Raw genomic sequence first — 22,171 nt, forward strand, 5'->3', positions numbered from 1 at the left:
ATCACATTCGAGGAGCGAGCTATGAAAGCTTAAGGTGCCGTCCACGAAACCGGCAGCAGGCCATTTCGAGGCGATGATGTCGAACTCAATGAAGTCTTCTTTAGAGTAACGAGGCCTGGCCGAGGCACCGGTTACTATGGAAAACCTGAAGAGATTCTGGAGATCGTCCGACGGGCCAACTCTTCGCACATTTCCGCTTGCGCCGTAGCGCAAGCTCTTTCCGATCCCGCCTAGGATCACTCAAAGCGAAGCCCCCTTTCTTCTTTTACGCTGACGATGGCACCTCCGTGGAGCGTGCGAAGGCTGTTTCCAACCCCTCGAGCTGCACGTCCTTCCCCTTTGATCTGAATGGAGATGTTGGAACCCTCACGGCGGATCCGGATTGGTCAGAACAGGACCGTCACCCCGAAAGCACACGGCTGGGCCGATTACGCGATCATCACTTCTGTGGCACCCCATCTACGGGCGTTCTGCAAAAGCTCACCATAGCTGTTGGCTATTCAATTATAGAAATTGGGAATTTCCCCAATACGGCACCGATGCGCTAAAAGCTGTGTGTGTCTTGAACTCAATTGAGAGTACTATGCAGTATTTCTTGGAACGGCTCGGAAGGTCCATCCTACCCATTTGTTTATTGATAGTGGTCTCAGGTTGTGAGGTTTTCTTGCCAACCCCATCACATAGGGAAACCTTGGAGATAAATCCGACAATCACTAACCCGCAACTTACGGATCGTTTGCTGGGGATTCTCTCGGAAAATGGAATAGCGCCATGTAACGGTATGGGACCTAAAGATCCCAACTTACCTGCGTGTTCGACCTCATGGTGGCAAGGCAGCCTTACCAAAATTGACCGGGACGTGGGAGTTATCGAAGTTGGTAATTTTCCTGTCTATCAAAACCATACTGTGGGCCATAGCGCGAGATTTCGGCGTGTATCCGATAACACCTTAGAAATCACCGTAAAGGGGGCGGGTTTTTATTACTCTCCTCTTCCAAATGAAAATGTCGCGAGAGAGTTGGTCGCGATTATCGAAAATGACTTTTAATATCACGCATTGAATGCTTCAATGACCACATCGTCGCGACTAGGGTCTGGATTCACAACCAATAAATGACGGTTGCGGCGAGGGCGATTGCTGAGGGGAAGACCTTTGGGCATCGGTCGTATCGGGTCGCCACACGCCGCCAATCCTTGAGCCTACCGAACATGATCTCAATCCGATTGCGGCGTTTGTAGCGGCGTTTGTCATATTTGACTGGCTTCTTGCGTTGCTTGCGGCCGAGGATACATGGACGTATCCCTTTGTCTTGCAACGCGTCTCTGAACCAATCTGTGTCGTAGCGGCGATCCCCAAGCAACCAGTCGACCTTTGGCAAACCCTGAAGCAGCGTGAGCGTCAGATGACCCAACCTTCAATGATGATTTGGACGTCTGGCTGCACGGTACTTACCGACGATCACCATGAAGGGCAGGGCCGGTGGAAGCCTCTGCCCGCCACATTAAGTATACCTATGTTATGCAAAGATAAAATCATCTACAGTGATGTATGTGGGATCAACATACAAATGCATTGATTCTCCATTAAGCGTCGTGATTTCAGTTGCCCACCCTTCGAACGATTGAATCGTCAAGTCTTCAAAGGCAAATCCATTCACTTTTATCAAGTCCACGGAATCTTCAAAGTCCCAAACCAAATCACTTCCCATATTCTGCGAAAAGACAAATAGATCAGCGCCTGCCCCACCATATAGCGTATCGTCACCAGCCCCACCATCCATTGTATCTGCACCACCGAGCCCTTCGATACGATCTGAATTCGACGTTCCCACCAGATGATCATCAACATCGTCAGAACCTCTGATCCAACCAAGTTCAGGCACGTCAATGTGACCCGGAATGTCAAGAATGGTGCCGTCGGACAACTTGAATTCAGTGATGTGTTTTTGTGGATCAACGACCCAGTCGAAGACTCTTACTGTGGTAAGTGAAGAGTTTAACAAGACATTGGAATAATGCTGAGCAATTGAATCAAGAGAAATAAACGTTGTAGATGTATCTGTAATGTCCAACAGGTCGAATAGATCGCTTTCTGTGACGCCTGCCGTTTGAAGCGTGTCCAGTAAATCACTCACTGGCAGACCGGAGTTCGCGATTATCTGATCCCGAAATGCGGTGTTGGTTTCAATGAGTGTTACAATTTCCAAGGAAACCGCCGAGACCGTGTCTCCATTGCCCGAGTCAAAACGCAAAGTCAGATCACTCTCAAAAGAAAGTGACCATGACAACATGTCTTCAGAAATGCCAGGGCCAAATTGAATACAGTCTTTTGAGATTCCTTCAAAGTCTTTCGCCGTATCGATTAGATGATGCCCACTGATGAGGTTGATTATGTATGTGTCAGCTGAGTATGGCGATCCGTAAAACGCATTTGTGCCGGCCCCACCATCAAAAACAACTTCGATCCGGGTTGTATCAGAATACCATCCAGCGTCGGAGAACAGATCATCATCTCCTTCACCACCGAAAAGTTGTGCATCCGAAGTTGAACTCAGTTCATCATCACCTTCATTTCCATACAGTTGAGCGCCAGTAACATTGGTGAACAGGTAATCCGCTTCGTTGGTTCCATGCAGAATTACCGATGCCGTCAAATCCCAAATAGACTGCGTGGATCCATCCGAAAACTCCAGCAGTAGCCCGTTTTCATATGTCAGGTAACTATAATTGGAAAACCTATCTGAAGTTTCATCGCCATCCCTGCGGCCTAAGAACGCGTCGACAACCGTTATTGTTTCGTTGCTGGGCGATATCGTTATCAGCGCATCGTCACCCTGTCTTGAAACTGACACATTTGGTTGTGTGATCTGCTCCAGCACCAGTCTCGACGAACCTGAAAACGAAAGTGTATCGTTGCCATCTCCAGGCGACCAAATAAAGACATCGGCGCCGCCGTAGCTTTCGATCTGATCGTCGCCCGCATTCCCAACAATAATGTCATCGAAATCCGATCCTGATATTATGTCGTCAGATTGGGTGCCATTAAGTGTACGAGCCAGTAGCTCAAGCTCGTCGCGTTCTAATATCAGGTCATCTGCAAATGCAACTGTATCAATCGGTGTATAGTCAACCCGTTGTCCGTTTGTACTTGCAATGCCTGTTTCGTAATACCCTTCGAATGTAATAGTTTCTCCCGTCGACAGGATGGTCAAAAGCATGTCATCGATACTTCGGGAAATCTCGATGTCATCTGACATGATATCCAAAAGCGATAAGCGGTCGTTATCTCCTACGCCTTCATCATAATAGCCACTGCTTTGAATGACGTCATTGCCATTACCTGCTTGCCAGATAACGGTGTCGTTTCCATTTGTTCTGATAATATCATCGCCCGCGCCGCCGAAGAAGGTTTCATCATCCGTGGTGCCGATAAGCGTATCGTTTCCATCAGTCCCGTGAATATAGGTATGGCTTTCCAGGTCCTGAACGCTCCAAATCTCTCCATCCGCGAAATTCACCACATCAACCGGATCAAGAGCAGCGGTTTCGCCCGAAACGGTAAAATTCTTGAAATGCTCCGAAAGTGTTATCACCTCATTTGTCGGAAGGATCCTGAGCTGGACATCGTGACCGACACGGCTGACTTCGACCTGATCAGAGGTAACATCCAGAAGCACCAGACCGTCCTCACCACCGGCGGCTGTCAAAAAACCGTCCCGGGATAGAATCACGTCATTGCCGTCGCCTTGTGCCCATAGGAATTCATCATCGCCGGAACCACCGATTAGCGTATCGTCCCCAAGGCCGCCAGACAGCGTGTCGTTGCCTGAACCGCCGTCCAGGGTGTCATCCCCAAGATCACCATTCAGTGTGTCGTTACCTGAACGACCGTACAAGATGTCGTCCCCAAGGCCACCAGCCAGCATTTCGTCATCTGAACCTCCGTTCAGGGTATCGTTTCCATCAGTCCCACGAATATAGGCCCGGGTTTCCAGGTCCTGAACGCTCCAAACCTCTCCATCCGCGAAATTCACCACATCAACCGGATCAAGAGCAACGGTTTCGCCCGAAACGATAAAATTCTTGAAATGCTCCGAAAGTGTTATCACCTCATTTGTCGGAAGGATCCTGAGCTGGACATCGTGACCGACACGGCTGACTTCGACCTGATCAGAGGTAACATCCAGAAGCACCAGACCGTCCTCACCACCGGCGGCTGTCAAAAAACCGTCCCGGGATAGAATCACGTCATTGCCATCGCCTTGTGCCCATAAGAATTCATCATTGCCGGAGCCTCCGATGAGCGTATCGTCCCCAAGGCCACCAATCAGTGTGTCGTTTCCGGCGCCGCCATGCAGGGTGTCATCACCATTCAGACCATGAAGATGGTTTGCGCTGGCATCGCCATACAGGATGTCATCAAACGCAGATCCGTCAAGCCATTCAATGCTGACATAGGTATCCCCGGCCGCTTCGCCTGTGTTCAGGAATGTGCCTTGCAGTGACGCAGTTACTCCAGACGTTGCAGTTACGTAACCCGCCCGATCAATGCCCTCTCCGCCATCCAAATAATCTGCACCCGCACCGCCATACAAATAGTCATCGCCCTCTCCGCCATACAGCGTGTCGTTTCCGTCCAAACCCCAGAGACTGTTGATGGCCCCATCACCATGAAGCGTATCTGCATGCGCGGATCCTCCGAGACTTTCGATGGAAACAAAGACATCCCCCGCCGCTTCACCCGTGTTGGCCGCAGCGTTGGCCAAGTTAACCGTCACCCCAGATGTCGCACCCAAATAACCCGCCCCATCAAAGCCCTCTCCGCCATCCAGATAATCCGCACCTGCACCGCCATACATCCAATCATTGCCAGCGCCGCCATGCAGCGTATCGTTTCCGTCCAGACCCCAGAGACTGTTGATGGCCCCATCCCCACGAAGCGTATCTGCATGAGCGGATCCCGCGAGACTTTCGATGGAAACAAAAACATCCCCCGCCGCCTCACCGGTATTGACCGCAGCATTGGCCAGATCAGCCGTCACGCCAGACGTTGCACCCCAGTAAGCCGCTTGATCGAAGCCAGTCCCGCCGTCCAGCCAATCAGCGCCAGCGCCGCCGTAAAGAAGGTCGTTACCTTCGCCCCCCAAAATACCGTCGTTTCCAGCGCCACCGTACAACGTGTCATCGCCAGATCCCCCGAGCAAATGATCGTTTCCGGCGTTGCCGTGAACGACATCATTGCCAGCACCCGCGAGGATGAGGCCATCGCCCCAGCTTGTGTCATTGATGACATCATCTGAGAATGCAGATGCGCCAACCCACCAGCTGGAAAAACTCAAGCCATCCTTCTCAAACTCAAAGCGCTCAATCTTGTCGGCATTGTAGATATGAAGCTGATCACCATCTCCGTTGACAGTGACCTCAATCCGGACATTGTCCTCCGACCAATGCGCCGTGAGATCCCAGATCGACAGATCTTTGAACAATATCCGGTCTTGCGCGGAACTTGCTCCGTGCTCATCAATATAGGTGTTGCCGGACGCCCGCGAGAACACATAGGTATCATTGCCTTCGCCCCCGAAGAGGCCGTCCCAGCCATTCGACGCGCCCCCGTCCAGCCAGTCGTCGCCAGCACCGCCATAAAGAAGGTCGTCTCCCCACCCGCCATACAAGCTGTCGTTTCCGTCCAACCCCCAAAGACTGTTGTTGGCCCCATCCCCACGAAGCGTATCTGCATGCGCGGATCCCGCGAGACTTTCGATGGAAACAAAAACATCCCCCGCCGCTTCACCCGTATTGGAAGATGCATTGGCCAGATCAACCGTCACGCCGGACGTTGCACCCCAGTAAGCCGCCTGATCGAAGCCATCCCCGCCATCCAGATAATCCGCACCTGCGCCGCCAATCAGATAATCATCCCCTGCGCCGCCAAACATCCAGTCATCTCCACCATTGCCGTGCAGGACGTCGTTGCCAGCCAGGCCGAGGATGTTTTCTGCGGTGTCGACACCATTTAGAGCATCGTTCTGGTCGGTCCCTTTCACCGATGTCTGTTTTTCAATGTCATCACGTGTCCAGGTGACGCCGTCGGCAAACTCGATCACCTCTATGCCGCTGCCAGGGTAATTGCTGTTGTACTGATCCCAGAGTTCGATCGTCCCAGCGCCATTGCCGCCGACCACGTTGACATACAGATGAACGGACCCCTCAGGACGTGTCAGCTCAACGTCGGTGGATGCGACATCGGTCAAAACGAGGGTGTCGATATCCACCAGGCTGGTATGATCGTGTATATAATCATCTCCATCGCCGCGGGACCAGGTGTACCGATCATTCCCCGCATGGCCGCGCATGACGTCATTACCCAATCCGCCGACCAGATGATCGTCGCCACCATTGCCGTGCAGGACGTCGTTGCCAGCCAGGCCGAAGATGTTTTCTGCGGTGTCGATACCATTTAAAGCATCGTTCTGGTCGGTCCCTTTCACCGATGTCTGTTTTTCAATGTCATCACGTGTCCAGGTGACGCCGTCGGCAAACTCGATCACCTCTATGCCGCTGCCAGGGTAATTGCTGTTGTACTGATCCCAGAGTTCGATCGTCCCAGCGCCATTGCCGCCGACCACGTTGACATACAGATGAACGGACCCCTCAGGACGTGTCAGCTCAACGTCGGTGGATGCGACATCGGTCAAAACGAGGGTGTCGATATCCACCAGGCTGGTATGATCGTGTATATGATCATTTCCATCGCCGCGGGACCAGGTATAGCGGTCATTCCCCGCATGGCCGCGCATGACGTCGTTACCCAATCCGCCGACCAGATGATCGTCGCCACCATTGCCGTGCAGGACGTCGTTTCCGGCGTCACCAAGGATGTGATCATTTCCACCATTGCCAAATACCGTATCATTGCCGTTTCCAGCAAAAATTAGTCCATTGCCCAGGCTTGTGTCATTGATGATATCATCTGAGAATGCAGACGCGCCAACCCACCAGCTGGAAAAGCTCAAGCCATCCTTTTCGAACTCAAAGCGCTCAATCTGGTCGGCATTGTAGATATGAAGCTGATCACCATCTCCGTTAACAGCGGCCTCAATCCGGACCTGGTCATCCGACCAATGGGCCGTGAAATCCCAGATCGACAGATCTTTTAACAAAATCCGATCTTGTGTGGAACCTGCTCCCTGCTCATCTATGTAGGTGTTGCCGGACGCCCGCGAGAACACATAAGTATCATTGCCTTCGCCCCCGAAGAGGCCGTCCCAGCCATCCGACGCGCCCCCGTCCAGCCAGTCGTCGCCAGCGCCGCCGTAAAGAAGGTCGTTTCCGTCCAACCCCCAAAGACTGTTGTTGGCCCCATTCCCGCGTAGCGTATCTGCATGCGCGGATCCTCCGAGACTTTCGATGGAAACAAAAACATCACCCGCCGCTTCACCGGTATTGGCCGCAGCATTGGCCAGATCAACCGTCACCCCTGATGTCGCACCCGAATAGGCCGCCTGATCGAAGCCGTCCCCACCATCCAGGTAATCCGCACCTGCACCGCCAATCAGATAGTCATTGCCATCACCGCCATACACGCTGTCATCGCCAGCGTCACCGTATAGGTGGTCGTTTCCGAAGCCGCCATGAAGTTGGTTTGCTGCAGCATCACCGTACAGGCTGTCATCAAACGCAGATCCGTCAAGCCGTTCAATGCTCACATAGGTATCCCCCGCCGCGTCGCCTGTGTTCAGGGAAGTATCTTGCAGCGACGCCGTCACTCCAGACGTCGCACCCCAATAGGCCGCCTGATCGAAGCCAGCCCCTCCATCCAAATGATCCGCACCTGCACCGCCGATAAGTCTGTCATCCCCAGCGCCGCCGTGCAGGCTGTCGCTTCCGTCTAACCCCCAAAGACTGTTGTTTGTCGCATCGCCACGAAGCGTATCTGCATGTGCAGATCCCGCCAGACTTTCGATGGAAACAAAAACATCGCCCGCCGCTTCACCGGTATTGGCCGCAACATTGGCCAGATCAACCGTCACGCCTGACGTTGCTGACCAGTAAGCCGCCTGATCGAAGCCAGCCCCGCCATCCAAATGATCCGCACCTGCACCGCCAATCAGATGGTCATTATCAGCACCACCATGAAGGACATCATCCCCGGTGCCGCCCCGGATCTCGTCGTGTCCGGCGCCGCCGTGTAGGCTATCGTTTCCGTCCAACCCCCAAAGACTGTTGTTGGCGCCGTCCCCACGCAGCGTATCTGCATGCGCGGATCCCGCCAGACTTTCGATGGAAACAAAAACATCGCCCGCCGCTTCACCCGTATTGGCCGCAGCATTGGCCAGATCAACCGTCACGCCTGACGTTGCTGACCAGTAAGCCGCCTGATCGAAGCCAGCCCCGCCATCCAGGTAATCCGCACCTGCACCGCCAATCAGATGGTCATTGCCGTCACCGCCATACGCGCTGTCATTGCCAGCGGCGCCGTATAGGTAGTCGTTACCCCACCCGCCATAAAGATGGTTTGCTGCAGCATCGCCATACAGGCTGTCATCAAATGCAGATCCGGCAAGCCATTCAATGCTGATATAGGTATCCCCGGCCGCGTCACCTGTGTTCAGGGAAGTATCCTGTAGCGACGCCGTCACCCTGGATGGCGCACCCCAATAAGCCACCTGATCGAAGCCAGCCCCACCATCCAGATCATCCGCACCTGCACCGCCGATAAGCATGTCATTGCCGTTACCGCCATACAGGCTGTCATCGCCATCCTCACCGTACAAGGTGTCAGTACCGTCCCCACCAAAGATTTGGTCGCTTCCGGTACCCCCATTAATGACATCATTACCAATCCCTCCATCGAGAACGTCATTATCACGCCCACCGAAGATCTTATCATCACCTGCACCACCAATAACTTCGTCTTCACCCGCGTAGGTCTTTATGAGGTCATCACCATCCTTACCGTCAACACGGTCATCGCCAAGGCCCGTAAAGAACTGATTGTTCAGATCATCTCCAATTGCATCATAGCTTTCTGACAACCCTAATTGCCTTGCCGCCGCCAGCGTCGTAACCCAGCCAGCGGCAAAAGCTGACTCAGGCGAAGTGGCGATCAAAGCATCAATTGCATCCTGATTTTCTAAATAGGTATGATATGCGCTTGCAATTTCCAGATTTGAATTCACCGCAATGAAGATCTCTTCATTTCTCAAACCAATGAGCTCATCAGGTGCAAATTCTTGGAAATACTCTTCATATGTCCCAAAGTCTGATGTTGCTAGTTGCTCACGGAAAACGTCGGCAAGCAGTTGAAACTGGTTAGCCGATGACATGCTGATATATTCAATGCTAAAATAAACAGGGTTTGTTGGAACTCCCGCCCTTACATTGATTTTTGCTGTGGTCACACTATCGGATTGATCCGCAAGATTAACAACGTTCTGTAGTAGCTGCCTAAATACTGAACCATCACTCGTTGCCAGAGGTATTGTATCCAGTGCGGCATCATAACCTGCAAGACCTGGAACGCCCTGTACCTGGTCGACTTGTTTTGCGTATCCCAAGAAATCAACAAATGTCGAATTGACGATCGCTCCCGAAACATCGGCCGCGTCTAGAGCTCGTACTGCTGCCAGTTGGCCATCCTGCAGCTCAACGTCGCCAAGGTCGTTAATGTAGGCTTCCGTGAACGTCTCACGCACATCCTTGAATGTCTTTCCATCACGGCCGGCAGCCTTTAACAAATCACCAAAATGTCCAAACGACCACTGCCCAAGCTCCGAGTAGTTATTGGATTGCGACATGACGGTCTCGATGAAGCCATTAATGCTATCTAAATATAGCTGGGCAATATCACGGCTCAGCCCTTCATTGCCGCCGCCAGCAGACCACGTATCAAGGATAACGAAAAAACCGGTCTCTTCATCAAAGCCAACTTCAGTCCACGCCTCAGGGGTTTCATAGAAGAAACTGTCAAACATCTTTCCAACAAACCAACCAATAACGGCTCCGATTGGCCCGGTCGCCCAACTGACAGAATTGGTTAGCAATGCAAACGCACTGACGGCAGCATTGGTCAACGCAGAGGCAACTGCACCTTCTTGTGTTTCCAGATCGGGCAAAGCTTCATTGATAACAGCAGTGAAAACTGCACTGGTCAAACCGGTCGTCAGATCTCTTGCCTCAAGACCCGATGTGAAATCTGATATTGCCGCCTGAGATGCTTCAGATAACGGCAAATCCTGAAGGACGTTTTGAACAAACTCAGTCTGAAGGACAAAGGAAGCACCTTCATTAAGAGCATCTGTGATACCGTTGCTAAGGACTGCTTGAGCGACTGCTCCTGCAAAACCAGCCTCATTAGGACCCTCAAAGATCTCAGCAAGAATAAGCTGGTTGACGACTGATATCGTATTCTCGACACCCGCTACGACCAATTCACCTCCAAAATCACTCCACGTGACCTCAAAGGCAGTATCAATCTGTGTGGCGAGATCAAAGTCTCCAAAGTTGACCAGTTCTCTATGGGCCAAACCACCCATTACCTCGCCAAGGTTCTCAAGCACTGTTCCGATAACACTGCCAGCGGCAACTTGTTCAAAGATGCTAGAGTCCTCGTCGATATAGCGCGAGGTAATGAACGGTGTGAGCGCTCCGATAATTTCTGCGCCAGCTTGTGACCCTGTCAGAGGGATTGGTTCTTCAACAACTTCGTTCCCCGTGGCATCACGAGTGATGCGTTGGTAGATCAGGTTCCCACGACCATCAGAGAAGGTTACTTCGACGAGGCCTTCAAGCGTTGATCCGCTCCCAGACTGCAGTGTGACTTCGACTTCCGCATTACTCTGTGGAAACTTCACAACTGCAAAGGTAGGGGTGCCATCTGCATCAACGTCAAGTCGAACCACGTTCTCAAGTTCCGCTGGCTTCAGCAATGATAGTAGGGAATCGTTATGAACGCGGATGCCATCCGCGACGTAGTTGTGGTATGCCGCGACCTCGAAGTTGTATGTGCGCCATCCTTCTGCGGGCGCAGTTGCAAGGCCGGAGGCTGAAGCAAGTTGGACTGCCCGTTCGAAGTAATTCGCTGTCTCCTGGGTGTAGCTTATTAGCTCGCCAGTTACTTGAAGCACGTCCCCATCTTTTGAGACGACGCTAGCTGTTCCTCCGCCAAGCCGAAGCATCTTCTCGATTTCGAGATACGAGCCGGTCTCAGTGAGAAAACGGTGCCCCGGCGTGACCACGATTGGTTTCCGGCCATCGTCAAATCGCAACTCGACCCAGTCTGTTGTGAAGTTCTGAAAGAGATGCGTCACGATACCTGGGCGTGGTTCGCCTTGCGTTTCAAAGGCTAATACGATGTCAGAGGGACGAATATCCTCGATAAGCTTCTCAGTGCCGTCCCACATCGCGATCATCGTTCCGGCCGGAAAACACCGCGTTGGATCGAGAGCGATCTTGTCTTGGACAGATAAGACATCACTAGCATAGATTGCATCTTGAAGCGTTTCTTGCAGATCAAGGCCTTGGCCCAACGCATATCCTTCAAGGGTACCCAGCAAAACGACCAAATCATCATCGTCAAAGCTGCCTGTATTGACGCCTTTAGAATTCAGATAGTTCTTTATAACCGAGCCAATCTCCAGACGTGTCGCGGTGTCAAAGGTCGCATTGATGAACGTACCCATTTCAACAAACTGAGGCTGATAGCTCGGGTCTGCGCCAAAGCGTGCATCCAGCCACGCAGCTACATCCTGAACGGTATCGTTCAAACCATCGATAATTGCGTTGTCTGAGTATTCAGAGGCAAATGCGAGCGAGCTGACCAATCCGTCCATGCTCTGATAAATCTCGTAGCCCTTCCAAAGAATCCCAATACCCAGAGCCGTAGCTACCCCCGAAAGTGCGAGTTCTTTACCGATCTCCAAGGCAAGGTTGTCTAGCTGCGAAACAACAACTGACCGCACGTTAGAGTTGCCGAGTAGTCTCGCAACATCCGATATCCCCGATCCTTCCGGCAATACGCCACTCTCGATCAAACCATGGCCAAGCAAGGTCAGAGAAACACCATCAACGAGAGCCGAGCCCTTGCCAATTCCATCAAGCGCTTCAGTAGCCGCCAGAGCAAATGACGGGGAGAAGACAACCGCAACGGCACCGCCAGCAGTGAGATACTTCACATACTTCGGAGCACCATCGCTGCCGTTGATAACCGATGCGAGCTCGGCCCCATCTTGGCCAGATGAGATAGCGTTGATCGCGCCCTGAAGATCAGCAATGGATTGGGCGTTACCTGCATCAAAGTCATCGGGAAGCCCGGTCAATAACTCGGATAACTCATCCTTGAACTGCGTGAACAAATCTCTTTGCTCGTCGACCGACAGGTCAGCGAACTTGAAGCTGTTCGTAGCCGATCCACCAGGAACCAATTGGCCAGCATTGCCTTTAACGGCTACGGCAATATTGCCGCCATGATCGGCACCAAGCTTAAACTCATTTGTTGCCGTATAGTCTGAGTATTGAAGCGCTTCAGTCCAGAGATTAAAGACCCGATCAGACCCCGAAACGCCATCTTGCGCCTCAAGCCCGTTCAACGGGAGGTCAAAGTCTGGATCAGCAAACGCAGACTTGATGACGTTGTTTAGACCTTTGATCTCATTGGCCATCCGCTGCGGATCGCCAATATTTTCAACACGAATTTGGGAAAGCTGATTTTCATACCAACGAGTGTAGCCTGCATGAGATCCGTTGTGGCCTTGGAATACGAAACCATCCGCATCTGGCAGCGCCATAATGTTGAATCCAGCACCATCTATATCCAGATCAATCCCAGCATCCGACAAGTCGAGGAATATTTCATGTGGGCTACTGCCACCGGGCAAGATCTGTTGAGGTCCAATGTGGTGGTTCTGCAAGTTTGCCATAACGGTACAATCTTTCTAGGAATCTAGAATTTTTTGAAAATACAAGCCGGTCAGACCTTCGGTCTCGACCATCTTCTTGAATACATCCGAGCAGAGAACATCCCTGCTAGACGCATCGCGCCACAAGTGAGCTCCGTTAATCGCACGGAGATTGAGCGTGTAGGGCGGATAGATCGTGCCATAGCTCGTTCCATCTCTCCGCGTACGTATTTGGAGACCAGAATTCTCCTTGTCCCAACCATCGATCCATCGACGAACTGATACGAACCAGTATCTATCTGAGCTGATCTTGCGATCATGTCGCGAGTCATATATCGGACCCGTTTCGGCAAAATCGAAACATTCACCATCGAACTTCTCAAGCGCGCGCCTCATGTGTTCATTTACAGCAGGTGGATAGTCTAAGAACTTTCCAAACTGCCCAATTACGTCCGCAAATTCACAGTGTTCTGGATTTATCAGCAGCCAAAGTTTCTGAAGTTCTGTTTTTGTTTCTTCTGTGAAGCGATGATCGACAGTGAATTGCATATCCCTTGACGGCAACCAAACATTGTCAGGCCAAGGTGATGGAGCCACTTTTCCGGGAGAGAACCTGTATGTGAGCGATAGCGAGTCTTCGTGATCAAGCTTGATGATGTAAAAATTCAAAGTATCAGTTCTCTTTTTGGTCATGGAGCGCTCTCGCAAAATCCTTCAGAAAGGTACGCTCGATTTCCTCTTTCGGCTGAAACGGCGACACGCATTCGACGACAATCAGGTTGTCCCCTCCTCGCCAGTCTGTCAGCTCAAGTTGACGGTCACCGTCATGAAAGCGCTTCGCAACAGCGTCCGATACAGTCGCCCAGGTTAGGAAGGCTAAAGGACGTTTTCCTTGTGCGTACAGTTTGAACTGTTTGAGCAAGAGTGCTGGCGCGATAAGTTTTTCCACCGACTTGATTGGTAGGTCACGATGCGCCTCGGACATCGACATCAACCAAACAGCTTGCCCCATGACTGACGCAAAGGTTTCAGGATCTAGTTTTTCCTGAAGTGTCTTATTCCTTGCATCAGTCATGCAATCATAATTCTAAACATCAGATATGAGCGTCGAAGGCATGGTGAAGCCGAGACTCGAGGTGCAAGGCAGAGGCCGACAAAACGTGCGCCGGCGGAAATAAGTAATCCTCGCCCGAAGGAGTCCTCGACCCGCGTCCGGAAGCTGGGGTCACCAGGATAGTCGTTCAGCAAGCGCCAAATATCTTTTTCCTCGATGAATCTTGCCGGGCGCGGGTCTTTGAAAGGCTTGCCGGTTTCTTTCGCAGCCCTTCGAGCCGCATTCCAGTCCTTCCACAAACTGTGGAAATCGGCGCACAAAAGAAAACTCCTCTGTTGCTCTTCCTGATGGTCGATATGGGACTTGATCAATTCAGGTCTGAGATCTTGCAATTGAGATTCCTCTATACAAACAGGAGAAAATCCACCTCAATAACACGAAATTATACGCCAAGATTAATGCAGACAAGCGCGCAGATCCTATTCTTCAATAGAAGTAATCTATGCTCCTAAAGTCTTGATTGAGGTTTCGCACGTCAACTCGCAGTTATGTTCAGTGATGTTGAATATCGGGATGTTTCCATCACTCTAAGCCCAATCTCGGCATTTGGCTTTAGCCCACACCATTCGGCTTACGAAACAAGTGCCAAACCGCTTCGCAGTTTACATCCCCCTTGCCTGCGGGAGAACCGCCCAGTTTTTTGCTACAGCACAAAAATCATCTCGCACCATTTTCCTTGAGCAAATCGGAGATTTTCGAGCTTTTTGCGTAGCTCAGCAGATGCCTGCCTTCGGCGTCCACAAGGTTCAACTCCGCGCCTGCTTCGATCAGCATCGCGACTGCGTCCGCATTCGAAACCCCTACCGCAAAGAAGATAGGCGTCCTGCCCATGTCATCCTTGGCGTTCACATCTGTGCCAGCATCAACCAAAATTGCAGCCAGATCAAAGTTCAACTGTGTGGCTTGATGTAGCGGAGTAACCCCTACAACACCGCGGGCATTGACGTCCGCACCCGCCTGCAAGAGCACGGGTGCGAGTTGGGACGCATGGGGATTGAGAAGCAATGCATGCAACGGTGTATTATTGAAGTTGTTTGCCGCATTCACATCAGCGCCAGCATCAACCAACATCTGCACAACGAGCGGGTTTGAATTTTGGGCGGCAGCCCACAGGAGCGGAACGGCTTGGTCGTTCGTACGCGCATTGGGATCCGCGCCGGCTGCGATAAGTGCCGCTGTAATCTCGGGGTGTGGATTCTTTGCAGCAAGGTGCAATGGGGTTACACCATACGCTCGGACCCTATTCACATCCGCTCCAGCGTTAAGAAACCTGGTCACATCTGCATACTCGGTACCGTGTGCAGCGGCGTCATGCAGCGAAGTGAATTCCGCTCTGACAGGGGTTCCAAGAACAAGAGAACCACACAAGACAAAAAGAAACTGCAAAACAGAAATTCTATTCATAGAGCCTCCATGAAATCAATTAATGGGCGACCTCAATAGAGCAACTCTCTAGCTTGCTTCAAATCACTCCGCCCACGATCTGGGGAACGTCGTTGGCTGGATCTTCCTGCCACACAAGACGTCTTCTACACGACCAAACCATAGTTGGGGCCTATTTAACTATAGAAGCTCGACGCTTCTGAATGCAGCCTTCTTTAGGAGCAACGAGCCGAAATGCGCCTTATCAGTTCGCGTAATGGGCGTTGAGCCTATTAGGCCCTGCGCGCCATGCCCGGACATCCGAGACTGCAATACATGGCGGGTCCTTTAGGTTCCGGCCACTTCTGCTATTTGTATGGTGTCGGCGTACCGGCGCAACTCCGCTAAGCGAGTACATGCCCAATCGCTTTGTTGAGAAAGACCGTCGCTGCATTGGCATCTCGCCGCGCGGTCAAGCGGAAGTCAATCATCTGACCGCCGGCGTCACCGGACCGCCACAAGTAGCGCCACTTGCCGCCGACGCGCGTGCCTTCGGGCCAACCAGAGACAAGTTCATACAGGCAACCGATCACTTGGTGTCTCCGGCGATCGAATGGGGACCGCCGCAACAGATGCAGTTGATATGAAGAATGAGAACTTTGAGTCTCATCATTAAGTGCTGAAACACTGCAAAAAGGGCGCAGTCTTACAGTTAACTGCTACGTCACATCAATCACGCACATGAACAACTCCAAGAGCTGGGCGAACGCAACACAATCGAACTGGAACTGATGAACTTCGCTAAGGAGTTGGAGCGGTGATCAGGTAAATTGAATCGTGCAGTCTGCAAGACTATAGGACCGCCCATCGAAAGTTACTAAACTACCGTTCTCAATCCTTGCAAGTTCGCTACCTGAGGCAGCTGCGCCCAATTCAATGTCCTTTCGCCAGCCAGCTAGATCACCCCTAAACTGCAGCGCGCAAAATATCTCAGATGTCGTCGTTGTTATAAGACAACCACACTCATGCGCCCCACCTGATTGTACATATGGGGGATCAGAAAAGTTCAGTATTTTTTGAACAGGGTTCGAACAGTTTTACCCTTGTTAACCGAAAAATATAGCACGCGCTCGCTATCTGATTCCTTTGAACCTGGGATTTCAAGTTCATCAGGTTCGGCTATATCGCTTCCGAGTACTTTCTCCATATGTGTTTGTGGTCTTTTCATAACAATACCTTAATGCGACCGACCCGAGGTATCGTGCGCGAGGCTCATCAATGGGCGCAGTCGAGGGATGCCGAGATCTTGCACGCGCCCCGTGAGTTTCCTGAATACGGCGTCCACTACGCAACCTATTGGTTGGATCCCCATGGCATTAAGCTTGAAGCCGTTTGCCATAGCGAAGGGGACGTTTAAGGGTCACTTCAATCACACTCTCACGCAGCCCGATTACTGACCTCAACGAGATTGCCGTCGGGATCACGAAAATAAACCGAAATCAGTTTCCCCACGGCTCCCGACTTCTCCGCTGGTCCTTCAACGATCTCAACGCTGTACGACTTCAGCTGAGCAACGACATCGGGGATCGGATGGTCTGTCAAAATGCAAAAATTGCCGCTGCCTGGAACAGTCTTCTCTGCGAGCTTCGGCAAATCCCTGGCATCCTGAAGGCTGATCTTGTTGGACCCAAAGTGAAGCGACCACTTTCCTGGTCGCTCTTCACGCCCGGTCATGCCCAGAACGCGCCGGTAGAAATCCAATGTGGCGTCCACACTGCGGACAACAATACGATATGATCAAACCCATAGATGTGCATGCCAAGATTATACCGCATGGGGCGGCATCAGGCAAAAAAAAGCACTCAAGCTTTCCGTCCAGCAAAGCAAACCAAGTTGCCGTCAGGATCGGCCACTATGAAGGTTTCGGCGCCCCATGGTTCTCGGCGCAGCTCTTGATGAAACGAAAGGCCAGCTTTCCGGATCGTATCATACAAAGGTGCTACGTCCTCAAGGGTCAGTGTTGCGGCAAGTGCACCTCCTTCACGCGTCCGAAAGCTCTCGCCGAACACTGGGCCGACGACAGCCCTCAGATTGAGACCTGCATGATCTCGAGCAACTTGGGCATAGAACGGCGGATCGCCATACGTGAAAACCGTGTTGAGGCGCCGTCGCAATCAGACACGTCACACCAGATTCAGATCGCTTTTTCCATATAGACACGAATGAAGTTGTCGCGACCGTGTTCTGGCAAACCTCTCCGGTTGATTGTGAAGCCCAATTTTTCGTAAAATCGCAGCAAGTCAGTCATCACTTCCGCTGTGTCTAGTTCCAACTTGTGAGCGCCTGCACTCTTCGCATCGTGTTCCACCCGATGGATTAGCGTGCGGCCGATTCCGTGCCCTTTAAGGCTCGGCTTCACCGCGACTTGCTCGATAGTCCAAATGGTTTCACTTGCTGAAAAGATGGCCACGCCTTGGATCTCTGAACTGTTTACTGAAACTAACACGCGATTTTGCAATACGGCTTCTGGCAGCCAAGAATACGCATCGTCAGACTGTTCGCGGCCAAGCTGCCGCACGTAGCCTCCAAAAGCCGCCCGAAGGACGGTCTCGCACTCCTCCAGTTCCTGTGTCGTCGCGTTCCTAATCTCCATGTGAAAGAGCGTAACAGACCTTCGCAGCAGACACAGCACCTTGTGCTGAGGGCTCAGAGCAGCCTTCTGCCTTGCGACAAAGTTGCCCTCTATATTCGATCATCGGTAGCAGTCTGGGAACTTACCGCGCATGTCTTCAACATCGTATATTGGAGAGCCGCCATTAGAAAGGTGGGTGAGTAAAAGGCCCAGACCTTGCTGTGAGATATAGAGCTTTGGCTCGTTTAGCGTTCTGCCCAGTGCATCAACAAGCAACCAAGAAGTTAGTAACCTAAGCGTGGTCAAATGACTCGAAAATAGTTGCGATAGAATATAAGTCCCATTCTCTGAAAACGGCGTTTCTCTTAAACTGAATTCGATTGTCAGTTCGGACAGAAAGCTTTGCCAAGCCTCACTATTTCGAAAACCAGCTTGGTTTCAGTTATCTAAGGTCGACGCGAGGTCAGAGCAAAAGCCGAGAATGAATTCAGCGGACATAAGCGTCTCGATATCAGGCATTTGATTTTCAAGGCGTTGTCTAACGGGAGCTATGCGGTCACATATTTCATAGGCGCTCACGGTCACTTCTGGCGCATGCCAGTTCGCAGTCTGCAGATGTTCAAAATAGGCAATTGGCAAAACATCTCGCACTTTACTTGAACCCCACTTTGTCTATCCTGCCGTTTTAGCATTAGTCCAAATAGCAAACAATCAATCGTCCGCTCTGGGCTCATTGGTTTTGCTCTGATTTGGTGAACACCTAGAATATGCGGACAAACCAGACCTTCGCTGCGGCTGCTCCAACGGCCGCTTGAAGAATCGCAGGGAGTCAAAAACGCTCCTTTTGGTCGTCAGCCCCACCTTAGTCTAATTGTGGTGGAAGCGTCGGTAGGGAACAGGTTTCGTCCAAGTCATAGTCCCTGATGTAAAGCACCCGCTCACTGGGAATACTGTACCAACGCTCATCAAATACTAAGGTCAAGTATTTTTCGCCGACATGCACCACTGAGCCATCTATCTTGGCACCATCGAAAAGACAGATCGATGCATAGTTGGATTCTGTAAGGTAGGTGGCACGACCCCACCCAGCAACGACGCTGAACCAAATCAGAAGGCTTGTCAGCATAATGAGACTACCCTGGCTGGCAAATACACCCCTGACACTGCGCTTCCGCAAGGACGCAATACCCCCAAACACCACTGGAACGAGCAATATGGCAGCTGTGCTGGCCAGCATTAGTCGGTTGTACCAAAACTCGAGTTCAATGAACCATTGGCTCATACCGATGAACATCAAACTGAAAACTATTGCGAGCATCGCGTTTCGAATCCGACGATGACCGGACGATCCGGTAAGGGGCAACCACTCGAAAGCGAAGATGAGTCCAACGAAGAATCTGGCAGCGGCCCAAACTGCACCAAACAACAATGCGGCCAGCGCCACCTGTTCAAACACAAAATCAACTCCAAGAATGCCGTTTCCATGCTCTAGCTGACCGAATAAACCAAACGAGAAAGCTGCTGTTAAGGCCAAGAACCCAAACACCCAAAACAACATCGAACTCAGCCAGCTTGGCATAAGCCCCATTAGCCCAAAGATCGTCACGTTCGGTAGTCTAGCCATTTTCAGTCCATCCCTTCCTCCAGCCCCGGAAAGCCTTCACGACGCCAGCGCCGCACGGTTTCCATACTCTCAATTCGTGCGTCAGGATTGGCTTTGTTCAGTTTTTCCAGCAACTCACGGTCAGTCCCGATCAGGGTATTTATTCAGCGATGGCCCGCATCAGAGATCGTCGATTTTGCGGCGTTGCCATGCCTAAAACAACAAATGTACCACTCACAGCTTCTGCTGCAGAAAGATTGTACGGTGCTCTGTAGAGCTCAGCTAGAATTCGAAAGGTGGATGTTACGGAACTGGGCGTTTCTTGGAACTCGCTTCCAGCTTCGAGAGTATTATTCAATACTAACGGACCACGCATTACAAGCGCGACGCAACTAATAAATCGCTGTTGCCATCTTTCATCCTTTTCTAACCACTCGCCAACTGAGGTTTCAATTAATAAATCTGGAGAACATCGCGCTCGATACAACTGTTCACCTACAGGACCCGTGAATAGATCTTCCAGCTCAAACGGTGGCGTATCAATGCCAGCGACTTCTAATTGAGGGGTGAAAGGGATGTCTACACTCACCTCGTGTGTTTGAGCTGCTATCGTCCACCCCAGCGTCAATAAGGAGGCAACAAGAACTGGTTTGAACATGAGCTTTCCTCTTAGTTTGCGAGTTTCTGCAGTGTCTTACACTATTTCGGCCGTTGGCACAGTGACCGCAAAAACATTTATTATTAGCACACTGAAAACCAAGACGCTTCAAGCTGCCATTCTTGCAAAAACGCAGCATCGGCCAAAATGGGCTCTCAGCCGCCGTCGGCTGCAACACGTGCTGACTACCGCTGGCAGCCCAAACCCGACATTCGATTTTGAGTCGCACTGGTCGGCCAGCGGACTGAGCGACCATTTGACTATCGTCCGTACAAATCAAATTAGGCTCATATCGAAGGCACGGTGCAGCTGACGCCACCACCCCTGCACAGTTCAGGTTTCCGGAGTCCAGCCACTGCCCAAGGCTTCGTCCCGTGCATCCCGCACAGCGGCGAAGGCCTCACGACTTTCGCAGCATAAACGGTGTGCGTGAAGTCGAGGATACCGGACAGTGCTCTCCAGCATTGGCAGCACCCTTTCGAGGTATTGCATTGCCACGGCCACGGCGAGGTCGGCGCGGGAAAAGCCCTCCTCGAAAAACCAATCTCCAGACAGCCGATCTTCTAGCCATTCGCATGTGGAGCCGATCTGCTGCTCCAGTCGCCTCCTCCAAATGGGGTCGCTGGTTCCCGGCGCTCGTCTGTTGTGCTCAATCCCGCGTTCGTAGATTTTCTCGGCTAATGTGACACCCACAACCTCAATCTGAAGGACGCGTCGTCTTTCAGGTTGTTGGTATGGTGCAAGCCTTCGTTCTGCGGGCGCCGTTTCATCAAGATATTCGATAATGGCACGGCTATCGAACAGCGTTTCGCCGTCGTCCAGAATTAAAGACGGGACCTTTCCCATCGGATTGATTGCGAGCATCTCATCGAAGTCTTTGAACACCGAGAGCACCCGCCGTTCAAACGGGTGCCCGTAGTGGTGTAACGCAATCGCGACCCTGCGAACGAAGGGAGAGTCGAATTGTCCCACGAGTATCATGCCGTGCCTCTCCTCGCTTCACATGATCCAAGCTATTTGCAGTAGTCTGAATTGTATACTTCTGCGCATCGGATTCAGTTTGTGGAGGCTTCGCTTAGGGTGCCCTGCCGACTTCTGTTGCGTTCGATCAGATGTCGGGGGCCAGCCCGACGCGGACACGATCCTACCACGCCTTGGGACTAGGAGGCGTATTTTGTTGAAAAACTCGCGCTTGATCGGGTCGTAAGTTGCTGATTCAATTCAGTCCATAGGGAGGGATTGGCGATGATGGGACCGAGACAGGAAGCGCAGGCGGCTTTGTTCTACGAGTTCTCGCTCGAGGATCATGTCCCGCAAGATCACCTGCTGCGCTCCATTGATCGCCTAGTCGATCTGAGCGGCATTCGGGCGCATCTGTCGGATTTCTACAGCCATACAGGTCGCCCGTCCGTCGATCCGGAATTGCTGATCCGAATGCTGCTGGTAGGGTATTGCTTCGGCATCCGGTCAGAACGGCGGTTGTGTGAAGAGGTGCATCTGAACCTGGCGTATCGGTGGTTTTGTCGTCTCGATTTGACTGACCGCGTCCCGGATCACTCGACATGATGTGATTGCGGCGGTCGCTCTCCTGTGGCGAACGAGGTCCGGTATGTTGGCCTCATGGAAAAAAGCCGTGAGGAGAACGACCATGAAGTATTTTGCAGGTTTGGATGTTTCTTTGAAAGAGATTTCCATGTGTGTTGTCGATGACGAAGGCAGCGTTGTCTTTCGTAGAAGCTTGCCCTTTTGTCCGCTCGCCGTCCGGGATGCCTTGGAAGAGCATGAGGTGACGCCGCAGAGGATCGTGCATGTCACTTAGCACTTAAAGATGATAACATGATCTTCCTCATTTCAATAGCTTAGGTTTGTACTTAAATATGAGAATTGGCACTTAAATTGATAATGG

Annotated in this window: 14 protein-coding genes and 2 pseudogenes; 2 read left to right on the forward strand and 14 right to left on the reverse strand. The window is 51.7% G+C overall.

The window, feature by feature from the left end; genetic code table 11:
* The 14 genes and pseudogenes from SLH47_RS24950 to SLH47_RS25010 form a co-directional block, all read right to left on the reverse strand.
* Window positions 1-213, reverse strand: a 213-nt coding sequence (locus SLH47_RS24950; RefSeq protein WP_320243688.1) for a hypothetical protein, incomplete at its 3' end; no start/stop codon positions are given.
* Between the two features lie 887 nt (window positions 214-1,100).
* Window positions 1,101-1,391, reverse strand: a pseudogene (locus SLH47_RS24955) (transposase); the annotation flags it as partial.
* 126 nt (window positions 1,392-1,517) lie between these two features.
* Window positions 1,518-12,917 (reverse strand): calcium-binding protein, encoded by an 11,400-nt coding sequence (locus SLH47_RS24960; RefSeq protein WP_320243690.1) that lies wholly within the window; start codon window positions 12,915-12,917, stop codon window positions 1,518-1,520.
* Window positions 12,918-12,932: 15 nt separating this feature from the next.
* Window positions 12,933-13,589 (reverse strand): imm11 family protein, encoded by a 657-nt coding sequence (locus SLH47_RS24965; RefSeq protein WP_320243692.1) that lies wholly within the window; start codon window positions 13,587-13,589, stop codon window positions 12,933-12,935.
* Window positions 13,570-13,971, reverse strand: a complete 402-nt coding sequence (locus SLH47_RS24970) for a toxin-activating lysine-acyltransferase (protein ID WP_320243694.1) — start codon at window positions 13,969-13,971, stop codon at window positions 13,570-13,572. Before SLH47_RS24970 ends, SLH47_RS24965 begins: the two co-directional genes overlap by 20 nt.
* On the reverse strand, window positions 13,968-14,342 hold the full coding sequence (locus SLH47_RS24975; RefSeq protein WP_320243695.1) for a hypothetical protein: 375 nt from the start codon (window positions 14,340-14,342) through the stop codon (window positions 13,968-13,970). The genes SLH47_RS24970 and SLH47_RS24975 overlap by 4 nt, the downstream gene beginning before the upstream one ends.
* A 325-nt stretch (window positions 14,343-14,667) precedes the next feature.
* Window positions 14,668-15,396, reverse strand: coding sequence for an ankyrin repeat domain-containing protein (locus tag SLH47_RS24980; RefSeq protein WP_320243697.1), 729 nt, complete (start codon window positions 15,394-15,396; stop codon window positions 14,668-14,670).
* Window positions 15,397-15,776: 380 nt separating this feature from the next.
* The gene (locus tag SLH47_RS26460) at window positions 15,777-15,965 is read right to left on the reverse strand and encodes a DDE-type integrase/transposase/recombinase (protein WP_413785678.1); all 189 of its coding nucleotides are present in this window, start codon (window positions 15,963-15,965) and stop codon (window positions 15,777-15,779) included.
* A gap of 844 nt (window positions 15,966-16,809) precedes the next feature.
* Window positions 16,810-17,160 carry a VOC family protein gene (locus tag SLH47_RS24990; RefSeq protein WP_413785680.1) on the reverse strand — a complete coding sequence of 117 codons (351 nt, stop codon included), beginning with the start codon at window positions 17,158-17,160 and terminating at the stop codon, window positions 16,810-16,812.
* A gap of 74 nt (window positions 17,161-17,234) precedes the next feature.
* The gene (locus tag SLH47_RS26465) at window positions 17,235-17,546 is read right to left on the reverse strand and encodes a VOC family protein (protein WP_413785679.1); all 312 of its coding nucleotides are present in this window, start codon (window positions 17,544-17,546) and stop codon (window positions 17,235-17,237) included.
* Between the two features lie 20 nt (window positions 17,547-17,566).
* Window positions 17,567-18,025, reverse strand: a complete 459-nt coding sequence (locus tag SLH47_RS24995) for a GNAT family N-acetyltransferase (RefSeq protein ID WP_320243702.1) — start codon at window positions 18,023-18,025, stop codon at window positions 17,567-17,569.
* Window positions 18,026-18,866: 841 nt separating this feature from the next.
* Window positions 18,867-19,628, reverse strand: a complete 762-nt coding sequence (locus SLH47_RS25000) for a hypothetical protein (protein WP_320243703.1) — start codon at window positions 19,626-19,628, stop codon at window positions 18,867-18,869.
* A 139-nt stretch (window positions 19,629-19,767) separates the two neighbouring features.
* A complete protein-coding gene (locus tag SLH47_RS25005; protein WP_320243705.1) occupies window positions 19,768-20,265 on the reverse strand; it encodes a hypothetical protein in 498 nt (165 codons plus the stop codon).
* Between the two features lie 333 nt (window positions 20,266-20,598).
* Complete coding sequence (locus SLH47_RS25010) at window positions 20,599-21,246, reverse strand: glutathione S-transferase family protein (RefSeq protein ID WP_320243707.1); 648 nt, start codon at window positions 21,244-21,246, stop codon at window positions 20,599-20,601.
* Between the two features lie 264 nt (window positions 21,247-21,510).
* Between SLH47_RS25010 and SLH47_RS25015 the strand changes: the two are divergent.
* Window positions 21,511-21,828: pseudogene (locus SLH47_RS25015) on the forward strand (transposase); the annotation flags it as partial.
* An 85-nt stretch (window positions 21,829-21,913) separates the two neighbouring features.
* Window positions 21,914-22,084, forward strand: coding sequence for a hypothetical protein (locus SLH47_RS25020; RefSeq protein ID WP_320243709.1), 171 nt, complete (start codon window positions 21,914-21,916; stop codon window positions 22,082-22,084).
* The last annotated feature ends 87 nt before the right edge of the window (window positions 22,085-22,171 follow it).

This window comes from Cognatiyoonia sp. IB215182, from assembly GCF_033963905.1.
In the GTDB taxonomy this organism is placed as follows: Bacteria; Pseudomonadota; Alphaproteobacteria; order Rhodobacterales; family Rhodobacteraceae; genus Yoonia.